The organism is Streptomyces sp. bgisy159, assembly GCF_057707805.1.
The window spans coordinates 69860-87388 of the sequence record NZ_JBYIQX010000006.1 but is presented as its reverse complement, the minus strand read 5'-3'; the positions used below and the strand labels follow the sequence as shown (position 1 = coordinate 87388).

The 17529-nt window shown below is 74.6% G+C and carries 14 protein-coding genes and 1 pseudogene; 10 read left to right on the top strand and 5 right to left on the bottom strand.

All coding sequences use genetic code 11. From position 1 onward, the window contains the following. Nucleotides 1–26 precede the first annotated feature (26 nt). Nucleotides 27–1742, bottom strand: a complete 1716-nt coding sequence (locus AC3ET3_RS08645; RefSeq protein WP_435611927.1) for an enoyl-CoA hydratase-related protein — start codon at nucleotides 1740–1742, stop codon at nucleotides 27–29. Nucleotides 1743–1878: 136 nt separating this feature from the next. After that, on the bottom strand, nucleotides 1879–2253 hold the full coding sequence (locus tag AC3ET3_RS08640; RefSeq protein ID WP_432138019.1) for a low affinity iron permease family protein: 375 nt from the start codon (nucleotides 2251–2253) through the stop codon (nucleotides 1879–1881). Nucleotides 2254–2568: 315 nt separating this feature from the next. On the opposite strand from AC3ET3_RS08640, the gene AC3ET3_RS08635 reads away from it, so the two are divergent. Next, complete coding sequence (locus tag AC3ET3_RS08635) at nucleotides 2569–4062, top strand: fatty acyl-CoA synthetase (RefSeq protein ID WP_432157368.1); 1494 nt, start codon at nucleotides 2569–2571, stop codon at nucleotides 4060–4062. Between the two features lie 26 nt (nucleotides 4063–4088). Here AC3ET3_RS08635 and paaK read toward each other — a convergent pair whose 3' ends face one another. Next, nucleotides 4089–5384, bottom strand: coding sequence for a phenylacetate--CoA ligase PaaK (paaK, locus tag AC3ET3_RS08630; protein ID WP_432138021.1), 1296 nt, complete (start codon nucleotides 5382–5384; stop codon nucleotides 4089–4091). A 181-nt stretch (nucleotides 5385–5565) separates the two neighbouring features. Here paaK and AC3ET3_RS08625 point away from each other — a divergent pair, with 181 nt between their 5' ends. Further along, nucleotides 5566–6429: an alpha/beta fold hydrolase gene (locus AC3ET3_RS08625; protein WP_432157369.1), complete on the top strand. Its 864-nt coding sequence runs from the start codon at nucleotides 5566–5568 to the stop codon at nucleotides 6427–6429. 153 nt (nucleotides 6430–6582) lie between these two features. Here the strand turns inward: AC3ET3_RS08625 and AC3ET3_RS08620 are convergent, their stop codons facing one another. Further along, nucleotides 6583–8196 carry an acyl-CoA synthetase gene (locus AC3ET3_RS08620; RefSeq protein ID WP_432138023.1) on the bottom strand — a complete coding sequence of 538 codons (1614 nt, stop codon included), beginning with the start codon at nucleotides 8194–8196 and terminating at the stop codon, nucleotides 6583–6585. 210 nt (nucleotides 8197–8406) lie between these two features. Here AC3ET3_RS08620 and AC3ET3_RS08615 point away from each other — a divergent pair, with 210 nt between their 5' ends. From AC3ET3_RS08615 to AC3ET3_RS08580, 8 genes and pseudogenes are all read left to right on the top strand, one after another. Continuing rightward, complete coding sequence (locus AC3ET3_RS08615; RefSeq protein WP_432138024.1) at nucleotides 8407–9207, top strand: crotonase/enoyl-CoA hydratase family protein; 801 nt, start codon at nucleotides 8407–8409, stop codon at nucleotides 9205–9207. Nucleotides 9208–9328: 121 nt separating this feature from the next. Beyond that, nucleotides 9329–10270, top strand: a complete 942-nt coding sequence (locus AC3ET3_RS08610) for a Zn-ribbon domain-containing OB-fold protein (RefSeq protein WP_435611926.1) — start codon at nucleotides 9329–9331, stop codon at nucleotides 10268–10270. Beyond that, the gene (locus AC3ET3_RS08605; protein WP_432138026.1) at nucleotides 10267–11316 is read left to right on the top strand and encodes a thiolase domain-containing protein; all 1050 of its coding nucleotides are present in this window, start codon (nucleotides 10267–10269) and stop codon (nucleotides 11314–11316) included. Before AC3ET3_RS08610 ends, AC3ET3_RS08605 begins: the two co-directional genes overlap by 4 nt. Beyond that, nucleotides 11313–12479: a thiolase domain-containing protein gene (locus AC3ET3_RS08600; protein ID WP_432138027.1), complete on the top strand. Its 1167-nt coding sequence runs from the start codon at nucleotides 11313–11315 to the stop codon at nucleotides 12477–12479. Before AC3ET3_RS08605 ends, AC3ET3_RS08600 begins: the two co-directional genes overlap by 4 nt. A gap of 106 nt (nucleotides 12480–12585) precedes the next feature. After that, a complete protein-coding gene (locus AC3ET3_RS08595; protein WP_432138028.1) occupies nucleotides 12586–12828 on the top strand; it encodes a DUF397 domain-containing protein in 243 nt (80 codons plus the stop codon). Nucleotides 12829–12983: 155 nt separating this feature from the next. Then, nucleotides 12984–13886: a universal stress protein gene (locus tag AC3ET3_RS08590; protein ID WP_432157371.1), complete on the top strand. Its 903-nt coding sequence runs from the start codon at nucleotides 12984–12986 to the stop codon at nucleotides 13884–13886. A gap of 312 nt (nucleotides 13887–14198) precedes the next feature. Further along, nucleotides 14199–14817 (top strand): annotated as a pseudogene (locus tag AC3ET3_RS08585) (ABATE domain-containing protein). 79 nt (nucleotides 14818–14896) lie between these two features. Continuing rightward, entirely contained in the window at nucleotides 14897–15394 is a 498-nt protein-coding gene (locus AC3ET3_RS08580; RefSeq protein WP_432138030.1) for a hypothetical protein, read from the top strand. Between the two features lie 7 nt (nucleotides 15395–15401). Here the strand turns inward: AC3ET3_RS08580 and AC3ET3_RS08575 are convergent, their stop codons facing one another. Beyond that, a complete protein-coding gene (locus tag AC3ET3_RS08575) occupies nucleotides 15402–17348 on the bottom strand; it encodes an N-acetylmuramoyl-L-alanine amidase (RefSeq protein ID WP_435611925.1) in 1947 nt (648 codons plus the stop codon). Nucleotides 17349–17529 lie beyond the last annotated feature (181 nt).

Here is a 17529-nt window from a genome sequence, read left to right as displayed (position 1 = left end):
TCGTCATGACGGCGGTGACGCGCCGGCTACCGGCCGGCGGCGCCACCCGGCTCCGGCACCGGGGCCAGCGGCCGGGGCGAACCGCTCGGCACCTTGCGGACGAACGCCGAGCGCAGCGCGTGGTACGGCGCCGCGGGGTCGAAGAACACGCGGCGCATCCGGGCCAGTTCGTCGCGCCGGTACTCCGCGAGCGGCCGCCGCGCCTCGTCGCGCTCGCGGGCCGCCCGCTTCGCGGCGATCCGCTCGGGCAGCCGCGGGTCGGCGGCGAGCGCGCCGGCCAGGCGCTCCACCTCGGGGCGGAACGCGCCGGGCGCGACCGGCACCAGCCGGTCGGCCAGCCCCAGCCGGACCGCCGTGGCCGCGCTCACCGGCAGCGCCTCCTCGGTCAGCCGCGCCGCCTCCGCCTCGCCGACCCGCCGGGGCAGGCTGTACGTCCACAGCTCCGACCCGTACAGCCCCATGCGCCGGTAGTGCGGATTGAGTACGACACCGGCACGGCACCACACCTCGTCCGCCGCCAGCGCGAGCATCGCCCCGCCCGCCGCCGCGTTGCCGCCCAGGGCCGCGACCACCAGCCGGTCGGTGGTGCGCAGGACCGCCTCGGCGAGGTCGTCCATGGCGTTGAGGTTGGTCCACGACTCGCCGGCCGGGTCGGCGGCCGCCTCGATGACGTTCAGGTGGATGCCGTTGGAGAAGAAGTCCCGCCCGCCGCCGAGCACCAGCACGGACGTCGGCCGGGCCAGGGCGTAGCGGTAGGCGGCGAGCAGGCGCCGGCACTGGTCGGTGCTCATCGCGCCGCCGGGGAAGCCGAAGCTGAGCAGACCGACGTCGCCGAGCCGCCGGTAGCCGATGTCCGCCCAGGTGCGCCGCTCGGCAGGCAGCTCCAGCGGCACCAAGTCCTCGGGCAGGCCCCGCACCCGGTCGCCGAGCACGTCGGTGGCGGGCCGACGGAAGGGGGCCGGGTCGCCCGAGCCGCGCCGGGGCCGCAGCTCGGGGATCCAGACCGCGCCGTCGCGGGTGGCCCGGCACACCCCGCCGTTCCGGGTGGCCAGCAGTTCGCCGGGGCGGCCGCGCAGCCGGTCCTCGGGGTGACCGCCGTGCAGGAAGACCTCCTGGCCGAGGAGTTCGTCGAGCACACCCGGCTGCGAGTCGGCCCCGCGCAGCTTGCGCAGGACCGTCGCCGTGTCGTCGGCCGCCCAGTCGACGCGCCGCCGCTCCTGCCGGAAGAAGTCCCGCCACACCACGCCGATCGACGGGTCGCTCTGCGGGCGTGGTTTGAACGACCCGCCCGCGTACCGCTCGACCGCCTGCCGCACGGCGGCCAGCGCGGCGTCGGACACCTCCTGCCGGTACAGGTCGCTCTTGCCGACGGGCGCCACGGTGAACGGGACCGAGGCCCAGACGTCCCCGGCGTCCATCGCGGCCTCCGCCTGCAGCACGGTCACCCCCCAGCGGGGCGCCCCCTCGGCGACGGCCCAGTCCAGCGAGGACGGACCCCGGTCGCCGGGCGGTCCCGGATGCACGATCAGACAGGGGCGCGTGCGCCACACGTCCTCCGGTACGGCCGTGCGGAGCATCGGCGCCACGATCAGCTCGGGGTCGGTCTCCCGCACGGCGGCCCGGACCGCGTCATCGCCGTGCGAGGCGAGCACCACCTTCACGCGGTGCCCGAGGTCGGAGAGCTCGACGTAGGCTCGCTGGCACAGGCTGTTGAACGCGCTGGCGACGAGGAGGATGTCCATACGGCCCCTTGGCGAGGTTCTGGCGGAGCGGAATCCGGGTCTGCAGAATCGTCTCTCGCCCGGCGCCCGCCGGGGAGCGCAACGGCCGAGCGCACCAGGTTCCACCGGATGGCCGCCCGGGGCCCGGTGATCCGTGCTACGTCTCCTCCTCCATACGGATCGACTTCCGCAGGTCCCGCAGTGCTCCGTCCCGGTCCTCGCCCTCCAGTTCCAGGGCCAGCAGGACCCGGGCGATGGCGTCGAGCTTGCGCTGGATGGCGTGCTCGGCGCGCCTCTCGGAGTTCTTCAGCAGTGCGAGCAGCAGCAGGGTGACCGCGGTCATCGACTCGCCGGCGAGGAGCAGCCAGGGAACGGACAGGTGAGCGGCGTGCGCGGCGACGAAGAAGGCGACGAGGCCGAGGCAGATCACGAAGAAGAGCGGGGAGCTCGTCAGATTGGACGCGTTCTCGGCCGGACGTTCGAACCGGCCCCGCTCGGGGCCGCCGCGCTGGACCGGGCTCTGAATGGTCATGGGGCCAGCCTGGGGCCGCCGTCGGCGGTCACGCACCCGGACCGGTCGGCCGGGGGCCCGGCACGGTCCGCACCGGGTCACCGCGGCCGATGACACTTCCGGGACGGTCCCCGCACCCGCGAGCAGCCGGACCCACGGCAAGGGCGGCCGCCCGTCGCGGTCGCTGCGGTGCTCGGCGGGATCACCGCGAGGAGGCGGCCGTGGCCGGCGGCGGCGTGTGCGACGGCCGTGCCGCGGGAGACGGTCCCGCGGCCCGACGGCGGCCGGACGCCGGTGACTTGACCGGCACCCGCGCCCGGCTGAGGATCGTGGGTCATGAGGCCCGGACACGGCAGTACGGTCGACGGGGTGCTGCGGCGCAGCGCCCGGCGCTCCCCGGCGCGGGTCGCGGTCGAGTACCGCGACCGCTCCTGGACCTACGAGGAACTCGACGACGCCGTCTCCCGGGCGGCGGCCGTCCTCCTGGCGCAGGGCCTCGCCCCCGGTGACCGGGTCGGCGCCTACGGCCACAACAGCGACGCCTACCTCATCGCCTTCCTGGCCTGCGCACGCGCGGGCCTGGTGCACGTGCCGGTCAACCAGAACCTCACCGGCGACGACCTCGCGTACATCGTCCGCCAGTCGGGCAGCGCGCTGGTCCTCGCGGACCCGGCACTCGTCGGCCGGCTGCCCGCCGGCACCCGCGTGCTCCCCCTGCGCGACACCGACGACGCGCTGCTCGCCCGGCTGCCAGGGACGGCGCCGTACGACGGTCCGGAGGCGCGGGGCGAGGACCTCGTACAGCTCCTGTACACCTCGGGCACGACCGCCCTGCCCAAGGGCGCGATGATGACTCACCGGGCGCTGGTGCACGAGTACCTGAGCGCCATCACCGCCCTCGACCTGAGCGCCGGCGACCGGCCCGCGCACGCGCTGCCCCTCTATCACTCGGCGCAGACGCACGTGTTCCTGCTGCCGTACCTCGCGGTCGGCGCCACCAACATCGTCCTGGACGCCCCGGACGGCGACCTGCTTTTCGACCTGATCGAACAGGGGCGCGTGGACAGCCTGTTCGCCCCGCCCACCGTGTGGATCGGCCTCGCCGGCCGCCCCGACTTCGCCGAACGCGATCTCGGCGGCCTGCGCAAGGCGTACTACGGGGCGTCGATCATGCCGGTGCCCGTGCTGGAGCGGCTGCGGTCCCGGCTGCCGGGGCTCGCCTTCTACAACTGCTTCGGCCAGAGCGAGATCGGCCCGCTGGCGATGGTGCTCGGCCCGGACGAGCACGAGGGCCGCCTCGACTCCTGCGGCCGGACCGTCCTCTTCGTGGACGCCCGGGTGGTCGACGAGGACGGCAAGGACGTGCCGGACGGCACACCCGGCGAGATCGTCTACCGCTCACCGCAGTTGTGCGAGGGCTACTGGGACCGGCCCGAGGAGACGGCCGACGCCTTCCGCGACGGCTGGTTCCGCTCGGGCGACCTCGCGGTGCGCGACGCCCAGGGCTACTTCACGATCGTCGACAGGGTGAAGGACGTCATCAACTCCGGTGGGGTGCTGGTCGCCTCGCGGCAGGTCGAGGACGCGCTGTACACGCACGAGGCCGTCGCCGAGGCCGCGGTGATCGGCGTGCCCGACGAGAAGTGGATCGAGGCGGTCACCGCGGTCGTCGTGGCGCGCGGTGAGGTGACCCAGGACGAGCTGGCCGACCACGTCAGGGAGCGGCTGACCGCGTTCAAGGCGCCGAAACGGATCCTCTTCGTGGACGCCCTGCCGCGCAACGCCAGCGGCAAGATCCTCAAGCGGGAGCTGCGGGAGCGGTTCGGCTGACCGCTCCCCCTGGCGCGGAGCGCGGGTCAGCGGGGGCGTTCGTCCACGATCCGGCGCAGCTTGCCGAGGGACCGCTCCAGCGACTCCGGGTCCACGATCTCCACGCCGACCGACACCCCGACGCCCTCCTTCACGGCCGCCGCGATGGCGCGGGCGGCCCGCTCCCTGTCCTCCGGCGTCGCGCCGGGTCGGGCCTCCGCACGCACCGTGAGGGCGTCGAGGCGGCCCTCGCGGGTGAGCCGCAACTGGAAGTGCGGGGCCACTCCCGGCGTGCGCAGAACGATCTCCTCGATCTGTGTGGGGAACAGGTTCACCCCCCGCAGGATCACCATGTCGTCGCTGCGGCCGGTCACCTTCCGCATCCGCCGGAAGGCGCGGGCGGTGCCCGGCAGCAGCCGGGTCAGATCACGGGTGCGGTAGCGGACGACCGGCATCGCCTCCTTGGTGAGCGAGGTGAAGACCAGCTCCCCCTCCTCGCCCTCCGGCAGCACCTCCCCGGTGACCGGATCGACGATCTCGGGGTAGAAGTGGTCCTCCCACACGTGCAGCCCGTCCTTGGTCTCCACGCACTCCTGCGCCACGCCCGGCCCGATCACCTCCGACAGCCCGTAGATGTCGACCGCGTCGATCGCGAACCGCTCCTCGATCTCACGGCGCATCTCCTCCGTCCAGGGCTCCGCCCCGAAGATCCCGGCCTCCAGCGAGGTGGAGCGCGGGTCGACGCCCTGCCGCTCGAACTCGTCGAGGAGGGTGAGCATGTAGGACGGGGTGACCATGATGATCCGGGGTTCCAGGTCCAGGATCAGCCGCACCTGGCGGGCCGTCATGCCACCGGACGCGGGGACGACCGTGCAGCCGAGCCGCTCGGCGCCGTAGTGGGCGCCGAGGCCGCCGGTGAACAGGCCGTAGCCGTACGCCACGTGGACCGTGTCGCCGGGCCGGCCGCCCGCCGCACGGATCGAACGGGCCACCATGTCCGACCACATCGACAGATCGGCGTCCGTGTAGCCGACCACCGTCGGCAGGCCGGTGGTGCCGCTGGAGGCGTGGATGCGGCGGATCCGCTCGCGGGGGACGGCGAACATGCCGTACGGGTAGTTGTCGCGCAGGTCCGCCTTGGTGGTGAACGGGAAGCGGGCCAGGTCGGCGAGGGAGCGGCAGTCGTCCGGGTGGACGCCGGCCCGGTCGAAGGCGCGCCGGTAGAACGGCACGTCGGCGTACGCGTGCCGCAGCGCGGAGCGCAGCCGCTCCAGCTGCAGCGTCCGCAGCGCGTGCGCGTCCAGCCGCTCACCCGCGTCCAGCAGGTCCCTCGCCTCCGCCATGGGCACTCTCCCTCGCCGACCGGCCGTTGGTTCCCGTCGACCGATCATTCGGTCGTGGTGCTGGGGATCAGTTATTCAGGCGGGTGCGGCTCAGGCAAGGGTCCGGCGGCGATTTCCCGGGACGGGTCACCGCCGGAAACCTCGTTGCCGTGAGCGGCGGTGGGCCGCCAGGATCGTGGACATGCCGACTTTTCCCGCGGCCGACGGAACCCGGCTCGCCTACCACGTCAGAGGCGAGGGCGAGCCCCTCGTGGTCCTGCCCGGAGGACCGATGCGGGCCTCCGCCTATCTGGGCGACCTCGGCGGGCTCACGTCCCACCGCCGGCTGTTCCTCCTCGACCTGCGGGGCACCGGCGACTCGGCGGTCCCGGCGGACCCGGAGACCTACCGCTGCGACCGGCAGGTCGACGACGTGGAGGCCCTGCGGGCCCGTCTCGGACTGGAGCGGACCGCCCTTCTGGGGCACTCCGCCGGCGGCAGCCTCGCCGTGCTGTACGCGGCCCGGTACCCCCACCGGGTGTCCCGGCTGGTGCTCGTCACCACCGCCGTGCGGCCGCTGGGCCTGCGGGCGACGGCGGACGACCGGCTCGCCGCGGCCCGGCTGCGGCAGGACGAACCGTGGTTCGCCCGGGCGTACCCCAAGCTGGTGGCCTGTCTGGCGGGGGAGGGGGCCTACGAGGACGACATCACGCCCTTCTTCCACGGCCGCTGGGACGCCGCCGCGCAGGCGCTCGCCGCGGCGGACGCCGCGCAGACCGCAGAGGAGGCGCACGACCGCTACTACGCCGGCGTCGAGAGCGCGGTCGACCCGGCCCAGCTCCGGGCCCGCCTGGCCCGGCTGACCGCCCCGGTGCTGCTGCTGGCCGGCTCACTCGACGGCGGCCCCCGCCCGGAGCTGGCCCGCCGTACCGCCGCGGCCTTCCCGCGCGCCGAGGTCGCCGTCCAGTCCGGCGCCGGGCACTACCCCTGGATGGACGACGCCGACCGGTTCGTCCGCCGCGTCACCGCGTTCCTGGACGGGGCCGCTGCACCCTCGGCGGGATGAGGCGCGCGGACACGGCCGGGTGCCGCTGGAGGGCGGGCGGACACCGTGGCGGAGCGCCCGCCCACGCGGGCCGCGAGGGGCCGGCGCGGGCGGACGCGGCCCGACGGCTTCCGGTAGGGGCGAACGGTCCCCGACGGTGTGGCGGGCGGCCCCTCAGGCGTCCGCCTCCGGCGCCGTCTCCGCCGCCACCTCCCGTGCCCACCGGTAGTCCGCCTTGCCGCTGGGGGAGCGGCGGACCGCGTCCGTGAGAACCAGCTGGCGGGGGATCTTGTAACCGGCGAGCCGCGCCCGGCAGTGCCGCTGGATGTCCGACAGGGAGGGGCGCGGCGCACCCGGCCGGAGCTGGACGACCGCCGCCACGTGACTGCCCCAGCGCGCGTCCGGCACCCCGGCCACCAGCGCGTCGTACACGTCCGGGTGGGCTTTCAGCGCCTGCTCGACCTCCTCCGGGTACACCTTCTCGCCCCCGGTGTTGATGCACTGGGACCCACGCCCGAGTACGGTCACCACCCCGTCCTCGTCGACCGTCGCCATGTCGCCCAGCAGCACCCAGCGCTCGCCGTCCCGCTCGAAGAACGTCTCGGCGGTCTTCGCCGGGTCGTTGTAGTAGCCGAGCGGCACGTGCCCGTGCTGCGCCACCCGGCCCACCTCGCCGGGGGGCACCGGCTCGCGGGTCACCGGGTCGACGACCGCGGTCCGGGAGTTGACACGGATGCGGAAACCGCGTTCCGGACCGGCGTCCTGGGCCGCCGTGCCGTTGAAGCCGGACTCCGAGGAACCGAAGTTGTTGAGCAGCGCCGCGTTCGGCAGCAGCTCCTGGAACTGGCGCCGGACCGTGTCCGACATGATCGCCCCGGACGAGGACACGCTGAACACCGACGAGCAGTCCGTGCCCTTCATCGGCCCCGCCAGGGCGTCGATCAGCGGCCGCAGCATCGCGTCGCCGACCAGGGAGACGCTGGTCACCTTCTCCTTCTCGACCGTCCGCAGCACCTCCTCGGGCACGAACTTGCGGTGCAGCACGACACGCTGGCCGAAGTGGAAGCCGACGAACGCGGTGAGCGTGGAGGTGCCGTGCATCAGCGGGGGAGTGGGGAAGAAGGTGATCCCCGCGCCGCCCGCCGCCACCCGCTCGGCCAACTCCTCCGGCCTGCACACCGGCTCCCCGGTCGGCGCGCCGCCCCCGAGGCCCGCGAAGAACAGGTCCTCCTGACGCCACATCACCCCCTTCGGCAGACCGGTCGTCCCGCCGGTGTAGATGATGAACAGGTCGTCTCCCGACCGCGCCGGGAAGCCACGCTCCGGCGACCCGCCCGCCTCGGCGTCCGCGAAGGGCACGCCCGGTCCGCCCGGACCCACCCGGATCAGGTGCCGCAGGCCGGGAGCGCTCGCCCGCGCCGCCGTCACCCGGTCCGAGAACTCGCCGTCGAAGACCAGCGCCACGAGATCGGCGTCCCGGTAGAGGTACGCCAGCTCCTCCTCCACGTAGCGGTAGTTGACGTTGACCGGCACGACCCGTGCCTTCAGGCAGCCCAGTACCGTCTGCAGGTACTCCACCCCGTTGTACAGGTGCAGTCCCAGGTGCTCGCCGGGGCGGATCCCGCGGTCGAGGAGGTGGTGGCCGATCCGGTTCGCGGCCGCGTCCAGCTCGGCATACGTCAGCCGGCGGACGGCGCCGGTGCCGGGGTGGTCGACGTACACCAGCGCCTCGCGGTCCGGGACCACGTCGACGACCGACTCGAACAGATCGGCAAGGTTGTACTCCACCGCTCCTCCTGGCCCCGTGACGGTCCGGCTCCCACGACGGTTCGCCGGTCATCAGAGCAAAGGGCGCCGCAACTGGGAAGGGTCCCGGCCCCACCAATCTGACTAGCCATCAGAAAATCTCTGACTGACTGTCAGAAAACCCTTGAAGTGACCCCGCGCCTCCTGCAACCTGTTCTCGTCCTGCCGGCCGCGCGGAGACGGGAGACGGCGATGGGCGGAACCGAACACCTCACCGTGCGACGCGAGGGCGCCACCCTCGTCCTCACCCTCAACCGGCCCGACGCCAGGAACGCGCTCTCGCTGCCGATGCTCGTCGGCCTCCACGACGGCTGGCTTCAGGCCGACGCCGACGACGGCGTCCGCTCCGTCGTCCTCACCGGCGCGGGCCGGGACTTCTGCGCCGGCATGGACCTCAAGGCCCTGGCCGGCCGGGGCATGACGGGCGAGGAGTACCGGGACCGGCTCAAGGCCGACCCCGACCTGCACTGGAAGGCCATGCTGCGCCACCACCGCCCCCGCAAACCGGTGATCGCCGCCGTCGAGGGGCACTGCGTCGCCGGTGGCACCGAGATGCTCCAGGGCACCGACATCCGCGTCGCCGGCGAGTCCGCCGTCTTCGGCCTGTTCGAGGTACGCCGCGGACTGTTCCCCATCGGCGGCTCCACCGTCCGCCTCCAGCGCCAGATCCCGCGCACCCACGCCCTGGAGATGCTGCTCACCGGACGGCCCTACAGCGCCCGCGAGGCCGCGGACATCGGCCTGATCGGCCACGTCGTACCCGACGGCACCGCCCTCGACCGGGCCCTGGAGACCGCCGACCGGATCAACGCCTGCGCGCCGCTCGCCGTCGAGGCCGTGAAGGCGTCCGTGTACGAGACCGCCGACCTGTCCGAGCGCGACGGGCTCGCCGCCGAACTGGAGCGTGGATGGCCGGTCTTCGACACGGCCGACGCCAAGGAGGGGGCCCGGGCGTTCGCCGAGAAGCGGGCCCCCGTCTACCGGCGCGCGTGACGCCGCGCCGGCTCGCGCGGTGGTTCGGTGCGGCTTGTCCTTGGCCGGCCGCGCAGCCCCCGGCCCCCTGAGAGGGCTTCGCCCCCTCCGCCCCCCGATCTCCCAAGGAGGCACGCCCCCGATGACCGAAGCCCTCAAGGCCCCGCTCACCGTCGAGTTCCCGTTCACCCGCTCCCTCGGCCCCGTCCAGAGCGCCTTCCTCACCGGGCTTCGGGAACGCGTCGTCCTCGGTGTGCGGGGCGTCGACGGACGCGTTCTCGTACCGCCCGTCGAGTACGACCCCGTCACCGCCGACGAGATCGGCGACCTGGTCGAAGTCGCGCCCACCGGAACCGTCACCACCTGGGCCTGGAACCACGCCCCGCGCCGTGGCCAGCCCCTCGCCACCCCCTTCGCCTGGGTGCTGGTCCGGCTCGACGGCTCCGACACCGCCCTGCTGCACGCCCTCGACGTCCCCGGGTCCGAACACGTACGCACCGGCGCCAGGGTCCGCATCCGCTGGGCCGACCAGCGGACCGGCGCCATCACGGACATCGCCTGCTTCGAGCCCCACGACGGTGAACCGGCCGGAACCGCGGGACACACCGGCGCCTTCCACGACCCCGTCACCGGCATCGTCGCCCCGGCACGCCTCGACTACACCTACTCGCCCGGCCGGGCCCAGTCCGCCTACATCCACGCGCTCGCCGAACACCGGACCGTCGGCGAACGCTGCCCCGCCTGCCGCAAGGTGTACGTACCGCCGAGGGGCGCCTGCCCCACCTGCGGTGTCGCCACCTCGGAACAGGTCGAGGTCGGCCCGCGCGGCACCGTCACCACCTTCTGCATCGTCAACATCAAGGCGAAGAACCTCGACATAGAAGTGCCCTACGTCTACGCGCACATCGCCCTCGACGGCGCCGACCTCGCCCTGCACGGCCGGATCGGCGGCATCCCCTACGACCAGGTCCGCATGGGCCTGCGCGTCGAACCGGTGTGGACCGAGGACGGCCGGTACCCCGACCACTACCGGCCGACCGGCGAACCCGACGCCGCCTACGACACCTACAAGGAGCTCCTGTGACACGGGACATCGCGGTCGTCGCCTTCGCGCAGTCCGACACCCGGCGCACCACCGACGAGCTCTCCGAGGTGGAGATGCTCATGCCGGTCCTGCACGACGTCCTCGCCCGCACCGGCCTCAGGACCGCCGACATCGGCTTCACCTGCTCCGGCTCCAGCGACTACCTCGCCGGCCGCGCCTTCTCCTTCACCCTCGCCCTCGACGGCGTCGGCGCCTGGCCGCCCATCTCCGAGTCCCACGTCGAGACGGACGGCGCCTGGGCCCTGTACGAGGCGTGGACCAAACTGCTCACCGGCGACGCCGACACCGCGCTCGTCTACGCCTACGGCAAGTCCTCGCCCGGCTCCCCCCGCGACGTCCTCACCCGCCAGCTCGACCCGTACTACCTCGCCCCGCTGTGGCCCGACTCCGTCGCCCTCGCCGCGCTCCAGGCCCAGGCCCTGATCGACGCCGGCCTCACCGACGAGCCCGCGCTCGCCGCGATCGGCACCCGCAGCAGGCGCGCCGCCACCCTCAACCCGCACGCCCAGCTCAGGGGTTCGGTACCGCACGGCGACTACGTCGTACGCCCCCTGCGCACCGGCGACTGCCCGCCCGTCGGCGACGGGGCCGCCGCCGTCGTCCTCGCGGCCGGCGAGCGCGCCCGCGAACTGTGCGAGCGGCCCGCCTGGATCCGCGGCGTCGACCACCGCGTCGAGGCCCACTCCCTCGGCGTGCGCGACCTCACCGACTCGCCCTCCGCACGGCTCGCCGCCGAGAACGCCGGCGCCTTCCGACGGCCCGTCGACACCGCGGAGTTGCACGCGCCCTTCAGCTCCCAGGAGGTCGTGCTGCGCCGGGCGCTGCGGCTCGACGACAGCGTGCGCGTCAACCTCTCCGGCGGCGCCCTCGCCGCCAACCCGATGATGGCCACCGGGCTCGTCCGCGTCGGCGAGGCCGCCGCACGCATCCACCGCGGCGACTCCGACCGCGCCCTCGCCCACGCCACCTCCGGCCCCTGTCTGCAGCAGAACCTGGTCGCCGTCCTCGAAGGGGATCCCCGATGAGCAAGGAGCCCGTGGCCGTCGTAGGCATCGGCCAGACCAAGCACGTGGCCGCCCGCCGGGACGTCTCCCTCGCCGGACTGGTCCGCGAGGCCGCCCGACGCGCCCTGGACGACGCCGAGTCGACCTGGGCGGACATCGACGCCGTCGTCATCGGCAAGGCACCCGACTTCTTCGAGGGCGTCATGATGCCCGAGCTGTACCTCGCCGACGCCCTCGGCGCGGTCGGCAAACCCCTGTTGCGGGTGCACACCGCCGGCTCGGTGGGCGGCTCGACCGCGCTGGTGGCGGCCGGCCTCGTCGCCGCCCGCGTCCACCGCACCGTCCTCACCCTCGCCTTCGAGAAGCAGTCCGAGTCCAACGCCATGTGGGGGCTGTCCCTGCCGATCCCCTTCCAGCAGCCGCTGCTGGCCGGCGCCGGCGGCTTCTTCGCCCCGCACGTGCGCGCCTACATGCGGCGCAGCGGCGCCCCCGACACCATCGGCGCGCTGGTCGCCCACAAGGACCGGCGCAACGCCCTGAAGAACCCCTACGCGCACCTGCACGAGCGGGACCTCACCCTGGAGAAGGTGATGGCCTCGCCCATGCTGTGGGACCCCATCCGCTACTCCGAGACCTGCCCGTCCTCCGACGGCGCCTGCGCCATGGTCCTCACCGACCGCGCCGGAGCCGCCCGCGCCACCCGCCGGCCGGCCTGGCTCCTCGGCGGCGCCATGCGCAGCGAGCCGACCCTGTTCGCCGGCAAGGACGCCGTCTCGCCCCGCGCCGGCCGGGACTGCGCCGCCGACGTCTACCGGCAGGCCGGCGTCGGCGACCCGCGCCGGGACATCGACGCCGTCGAGATGTACGTGCCGTTCTCCTGGTACGAGCCGATGTGGCTGGAGAACCTGGGCTTCGCCGCCGAGGGCGAGGGCTGGAAGCTCACCGAGTCCGGGGCGACCGCGCTCGACGGCGACCTGCCCGTCAACATGTCCGGCGGGGTGCTGTCCACCAACCCCATCGGCGCCTCCGGCATGATCCGCTTCGCCGAGGCCGCCCTGCAGGTGCGCGGCCAGGCCGGCGAACACCAGCTGGCGCGGGCCCACCGGGTCCTCGGGCACGCCTACGGGGGCGGCTCCCAGTTCTTCGCCATGTGGCTGGTGGGCGACCGGCCCCCGGACTCCTGAGCCGGTGCCGGGGGCCCCGGCCGAAAGGTCTCTCACGTGACCTGTCGGCGTCCCGGGCCGATCGCTAGGCTGGCCCGCGGACGACGGAACCGGGAGGAGCACGGACGTGGCCGAGAGCACCATCCAGCAACAGCGGCTCGCGGGCTGGGACAAGCCGGAGCTGGACCTCAGCAACGCCGACTGGCAGTCCAGCAGCCGAGGCCTGGGAGATGTCCAGATCGCCTTCGTCGAGGGGTTCATCGCGATGCGCAACAGCCGCCGCCCCGAGAGCCCTTCCCTGATCTTCACGCCCGCCGAGTGGGGCGCCTTCGTCTCGGGCGCACGGGAAGGGGAGTTCGACCTCACCTGAGCCCGCCGCGGCGGGCCGAACGGGGGTGCCGGACCCCTTTTTCCGGACACGCGACCGCGCACCGCCCTGCCGGGCCGGACACCTGCGGGAAGGTGGCACCGGGGGCGCACCGGCCCCTTTCGCAGGAGCGAGGTCGTAATCCGGAGGTGAGGACCATGACCGGACTGCCGGTCGTCGCGGCGGTCGACGGTTCCGAGGACAGCCTGCGCGCCCTCGACTGGGCCGCCGACGCCGCACGCCGCCGCGGCGCACCCTTGCGCGTGGCGCACGTACGCCAGTACATCGCCTGGACACCGCCCGGCGCGCCCCTCGTCGTGCCGCCGCCACCGGAGCAGGATCCGGTCCTGGACGCCGCCCGCGCCCACGTGGAGGCGCTCGGCGACCTGCCCGAGACGGAGTACGTCGGACTCGACGGCGCGCCCGGCGTGCTGCTGCCCGGGCTCGGCGGCGAGGCCCAGCTGCTCGTCCTCGGCTCGCGCGGGCGCGGCGGATTCGCCCGCCTGCTGCTCGGCTCCAACAGCCTGACCGCCGCCCGGGACGCCGAGTGCCCGGTCGTGGTGGTGCCCCGGCCCGACGCCGCGCGCGACGAATCCCCGCCCGCCGAGGGCGGCCCGCGCGTCGTCGTCGGCCTGAAGACCGACAGCCCCGACGACGCCACCCTCGACCTCGCCTTCACCGAGGCCGCCCTGCGCGGCTTGCGTGTCCAGGTGATCGCCGCCTACCCCTGGCCGGTCCAGACCTGGGCCGCGCCCGCCGAACTCGCCCCGCAGGGCGTCGACCAGGCGGCCGTCGAACACGAGGTCCGCACCCTGGCCGAAGGGTTCCTCGCCCCCCACCGCGCCCGCCGCCCCGGCGTCCGAGCCGACGCCCACCCGGTTCCCGGCGACGCCGCCGGCCGACTGGTCGAGGCCTCCCGAGGCGCCGATCTGCTGGTCGTCGGCCGCCACCGGCGTCGGCTCCTCTCCCCGGCCCGCCTGCTCGGCTCGGTGACCCACGCCGCCCTGCTGCACGCGGCGTGCCCGATCGTGGTGGTTCCCCCCGCGCCGGTCCAGGAGTGAGGGGGCGGTGCGGCGCCGAGCCACCCGCGGCGGTCCTCGTGCGCACGGGGCCGCGGTGAAGGCCGCCGGATCGTGCGGCCCGGCCGTGCCGGGTTCCGGTGGGGCCGTCGCGTGGTGCCGCCGGACCAGGAACCCGGTTCTCCGGCCCGTCCCCGGCCCGTCCCCGGCCCACAGCTTCCACGGCGCCCCGCCCCAGCCGGGCGCCGCGCTGGCCGGACGGGTGCGCACGGTCGCGGCGCACCGCCCCGAGTCGCGGCCGCACCGGGCGGCTGCACCGGTGGTCCGGCCCGGCCCGCGGTTGTCGTCGGGGCCATGCAGCACCCGCAGAGCGCACCCGGTGACAGCGGTGCGCGCGACCGGGACAGCCGGCTCGTACTCGATCTCGCGCTGACCGTCCGGCACGACGGCCACGGCGGCGTCGCCGACGACCTCGCCGACCCGGCCGGGCTCACGGACCGGGTCCGCGCCCACCACGACGCCCTGCCGGGCACCACCGGCTTCGCCGCGGACGCCGACGGGCTGAGGGCCGTACGGGACCTGCGCGCGGCCGTCCGCGCCCTGCTCACCCACGCCGTGCGGCCCGCCGCCCCCAGCCCCGCCGACGCCGCCCGGCCGCTGCCCGTACCCGAGGCGTTCGCCCGGCTCAACCCGGCCGCCGCGCGCACCCCGACCGTGCCCGTCCTGACCTGGGACGACGACACCGAACCGGTGCTCGACCGGCGGGCCGCCCGCACTGTCGGCCGCCCTCGCCGAGGCCCCGATCGCCTTCCGCGCCGGCCCCGGCCTCCGACGCCTGCGCGCCTGCCACGCGCCGCGCCGCGTCCGCCACTTCCTCAAGGACCGCCCCCGCCAGGAACGGTGCCGCCCGTCCTGCGGCAACCGCGCCTGCGCCGCCCGCCACCACGAGCGCCGCCGGACCGGCCCCGCCTGACGCCGGCCGCTGCCCCCGGACCCCGGCTCGGGACCGGCCCGCACGGCGTTCGGGGGCTTCGGCCACGTACCATGGCGGCATGTCGTTCCTCCGCCGCCGCAGCGCCACGCCCGCCGGGCCCGACTTCGACGTCCTGGCCATGGACCCGGGTGACTGGCCCGGCAACCTGGGCGCCGGACTGCTGCCCGCGCCCGACGGCAGCTGCCAGGGCGTCTTCCTGCGCTACGACCTCTTCGGCGGCCGCGGTCCCGCGATGATCATCGGCAATCTGCCCGAGCGCTCCCCGGCCCGCGAGGTCGCCGACGGAGAGGTCCCCTTCGAGGTCGCCCAGCTGCTGCTGGCCCTGGAGAACGAGGAGGAGGTGACCGTCGTCGGTACCGAGGACGTGCCGGTGATGCAGGGCGACAACCTCCTGATCGTGCGCCGCCTGAAGCTCTCGGAGAGCCGGATCTCCTGCGTGCAGTTCGACCGCAGCGACAACGTCCTGGTCACCATCGCGGCCTGGGACCGCCCGATCACCGACGACCTGTACGCCCTGCTGAAACCGCTCCCGGCGGAACTGTTCCAGCAGGGCTGATCCCCGGCTACGCCGACGGCAGCAGCGTCACGTCCGCGGCCCGCACGAACGCCACCCGATGGCCGTACTGGATCTCGTAGTACAGGTCGTCACCGACGACGACCCGGTGCGAGTCCTGCGTGAAGGTCACCGAGTAGTAGTACTCGCCGGGCACCCTGTCGCCGACCACGTACCGCTGCCCCGCCGGCAGGGTGTACGGCAGCGGTGACACCGTCTGGACCGGCACCCCCGGCGGGTACGCGGCGGCCTCCGGGTAGGCACGGCCGTAGACGGGAACGCCGTCCCGGCCCTCCTTCGGCGTGACCACCAGCCCGGAGGCCGGTACCGCCGTCGGCTGCTCCGCCGGATTGCGGAACCACGCCTTCTGCCCCAGGTACCAGATCGCCGTCCAGTCGCCCCACCGGTCCGCGACCGCGTACTGCTGGCCCGTCGAGACCCGCGAGGAGATGTCGTTGACGCCGGTGGTCGGGGCGGTGCCGCGGCCGATGTCCTCGATCAGGGGCGCGCCCTCGTCGTGGTCCGCGTACAGCCGCACCTCGCTGGAGCCGTGCGCCGGACACGGCTCGCCCGCGCTGACGCAGCCCGTGTACACGGGCCGGTTGGCCGCGTAGTCCGGGCGGATCGTCACCAGCCCGCCGCCCGCGCGGGCAGAGGCCCGCACCGGGTTGCCCAGCAGCTCGAAGTAGTGCCGCCAGTCCCAGTACGGGCCCGGGTCGGTGTGCATCCCGGCGACCGTCGCCGCGGTCGGTCCCGGCACGGTGTCGTGCCCCAGGATGTGCTGCCGGTCCAGCGGGATGCCGTAGGTGGCGGCGAGGTGGCGCACCAGACGGGCCGAGGCGCGGTACATCGCCTCGGTGTACCAGGCGTCCGGCTGGGCGAGGAAACCCTCGTGCTCCAGGCCGATCGACTTGGCGTTGACGTACCAGTTGCCCGCGTGCCACGCCACGTCCTTGGCCTTCACGTGCTGGGCGATGTGGCCGTCCGTGGAGCGCAGCGAGTACTGCCAGGACACGTAGGTGGGGTCCTGCACCATCTTCAGGACCCCCTCCCAGCCGCCCTCGGTGTCATGGATGACGATGTAGTCGATGCCTTGCGAGGCCGGCCGGTCGCCCAGGTCGTGGTTGCCGTAGTCGTCGTCCCCGAACCGCTCGTAGGGCGCCGGGATCCACTCGCAGGACACCGACGCGGGGCACTCGGTGCCCGCCGCCGACGCCGCCCGCAGACCCGTCCGCGCCAGCTGGGCGGTGTCGGGCACCACGTCCGGCCGAGCCGCCAGCGCGACCGGCTGCCCGGCGTCCGTGGTGCGCCGCCGCCCGGTCCGGATCACGTCGAAGACGTCGCGCGCGTACGCCGCCGCCGTCGCCCGGTCGTCGGCGCCGGAGAACCGGGCCACCGCCCCGTACCAGTCGGCCGGGTCGGCGCTCGGCGGCTCGCCCAGCTCCCGCTGCGCGGCGGCCAGCAGGGCCGCGCCGCCCGCGATGTTCGCCGCCGGGTCGGCGCGCAGCTCCTCGGGGTCGGCGCCGGTCAGCTGCGCAGCCCTCGGCAGTGTCCTCAGCCGGGCGGGCAGCTCGGTGTCCGCCGGAAGGTCCGCCCGCGGGTGCAGCGCGGCGCGGGCGGAGTCGCCCCGGGGGTCCTCGCTGGCCCCGCCGTGGTGCTCGGCGCCGGCCAGCGCGGTGCGGGCGTCGGTCAGGTGCATCGGCCCGTAGCCGCCGACCACGCTCGGCGCGCCGCCGTGCGCGTCCCAGCGGGACTGCAGGTAGGAGACGCCCAGCAGAACGCTGCCGGGCACGTGGTACTCGGCCGCCGCGGCGGCGAACGCGCGCTGCAGCGCGCCGCCGTCCGGTGGCCCGGCGTCGGACGGGGCCGCGCCGAGCAGGGGCAGCAGCAGCGCCGCCGACGCCACGGCTGCCGCACCTCGGCGGGTGCGCCCGGACACGGTGACGGAACCTCGCAAGGCGGCCTCCTGGGACACGAGAGGTGGGGGGAAGGTGCGGGGCCGGACGTGACCTCAGTGGTACCGGTCGGCCGACACCCCGTCAATCATGCCCACGGACTGCCCATATCCCCGGACGGCAGGCGCTTCGGCGCGTTCCGCACCCGGACATGCGAAGGTCCTCGGCGCACCGCGGAGCACG

Coding starts and splice junctions, on each gene's coding strand:
- AC3ET3_RS08580 (WP_432138030.1), top strand. CDS start 14,897: ATGTCGTTCCTCCGCCGCCGCAGCGCCACGCCCGCCGGGCCCGACTTC.
- AC3ET3_RS08615 (WP_432138024.1), top strand. CDS start 8,407: ATGGGCGGAACCGAACACCTCACCGTGCGACGCGAGGGCGCCACCCTC.
- AC3ET3_RS08590 (WP_432157371.1), top strand. CDS start 12,984: ATGACCGGACTGCCGGTCGTCGCGGCGGTCGACGGTTCCGAGGACAGC.
- AC3ET3_RS08640 (WP_432138019.1), bottom strand. CDS start 2,253: ATGACCATTCAGAGCCCGGTCCAGCGCGGCGGCCCCGAGCGGGGCCGG.
- paaK (WP_432138021.1), bottom strand. CDS start 5,384: ATGGCGGAGGCGAGGGACCTGCTGGACGCGGGTGAGCGGCTGGACGCG.
- AC3ET3_RS08645 (WP_435611927.1), bottom strand. CDS start 1,742: ATGGACATCCTCCTCGTCGCCAGCGCGTTCAACAGCCTGTGCCAGCGA.
- AC3ET3_RS08625 (WP_432157369.1), top strand. CDS start 5,566: ATGCCGACTTTTCCCGCGGCCGACGGAACCCGGCTCGCCTACCACGTC.
- AC3ET3_RS08635 (WP_432157368.1), top strand. CDS start 2,569: ATGAGGCCCGGACACGGCAGTACGGTCGACGGGGTGCTGCGGCGCAGC.
- AC3ET3_RS08600 (WP_432138027.1), top strand. CDS start 11,313: ATGAGCAAGGAGCCCGTGGCCGTCGTAGGCATCGGCCAGACCAAGCAC.
- AC3ET3_RS08610 (WP_435611926.1), top strand. CDS start 9,329: ATGACCGAAGCCCTCAAGGCCCCGCTCACCGTCGAGTTCCCGTTCACC.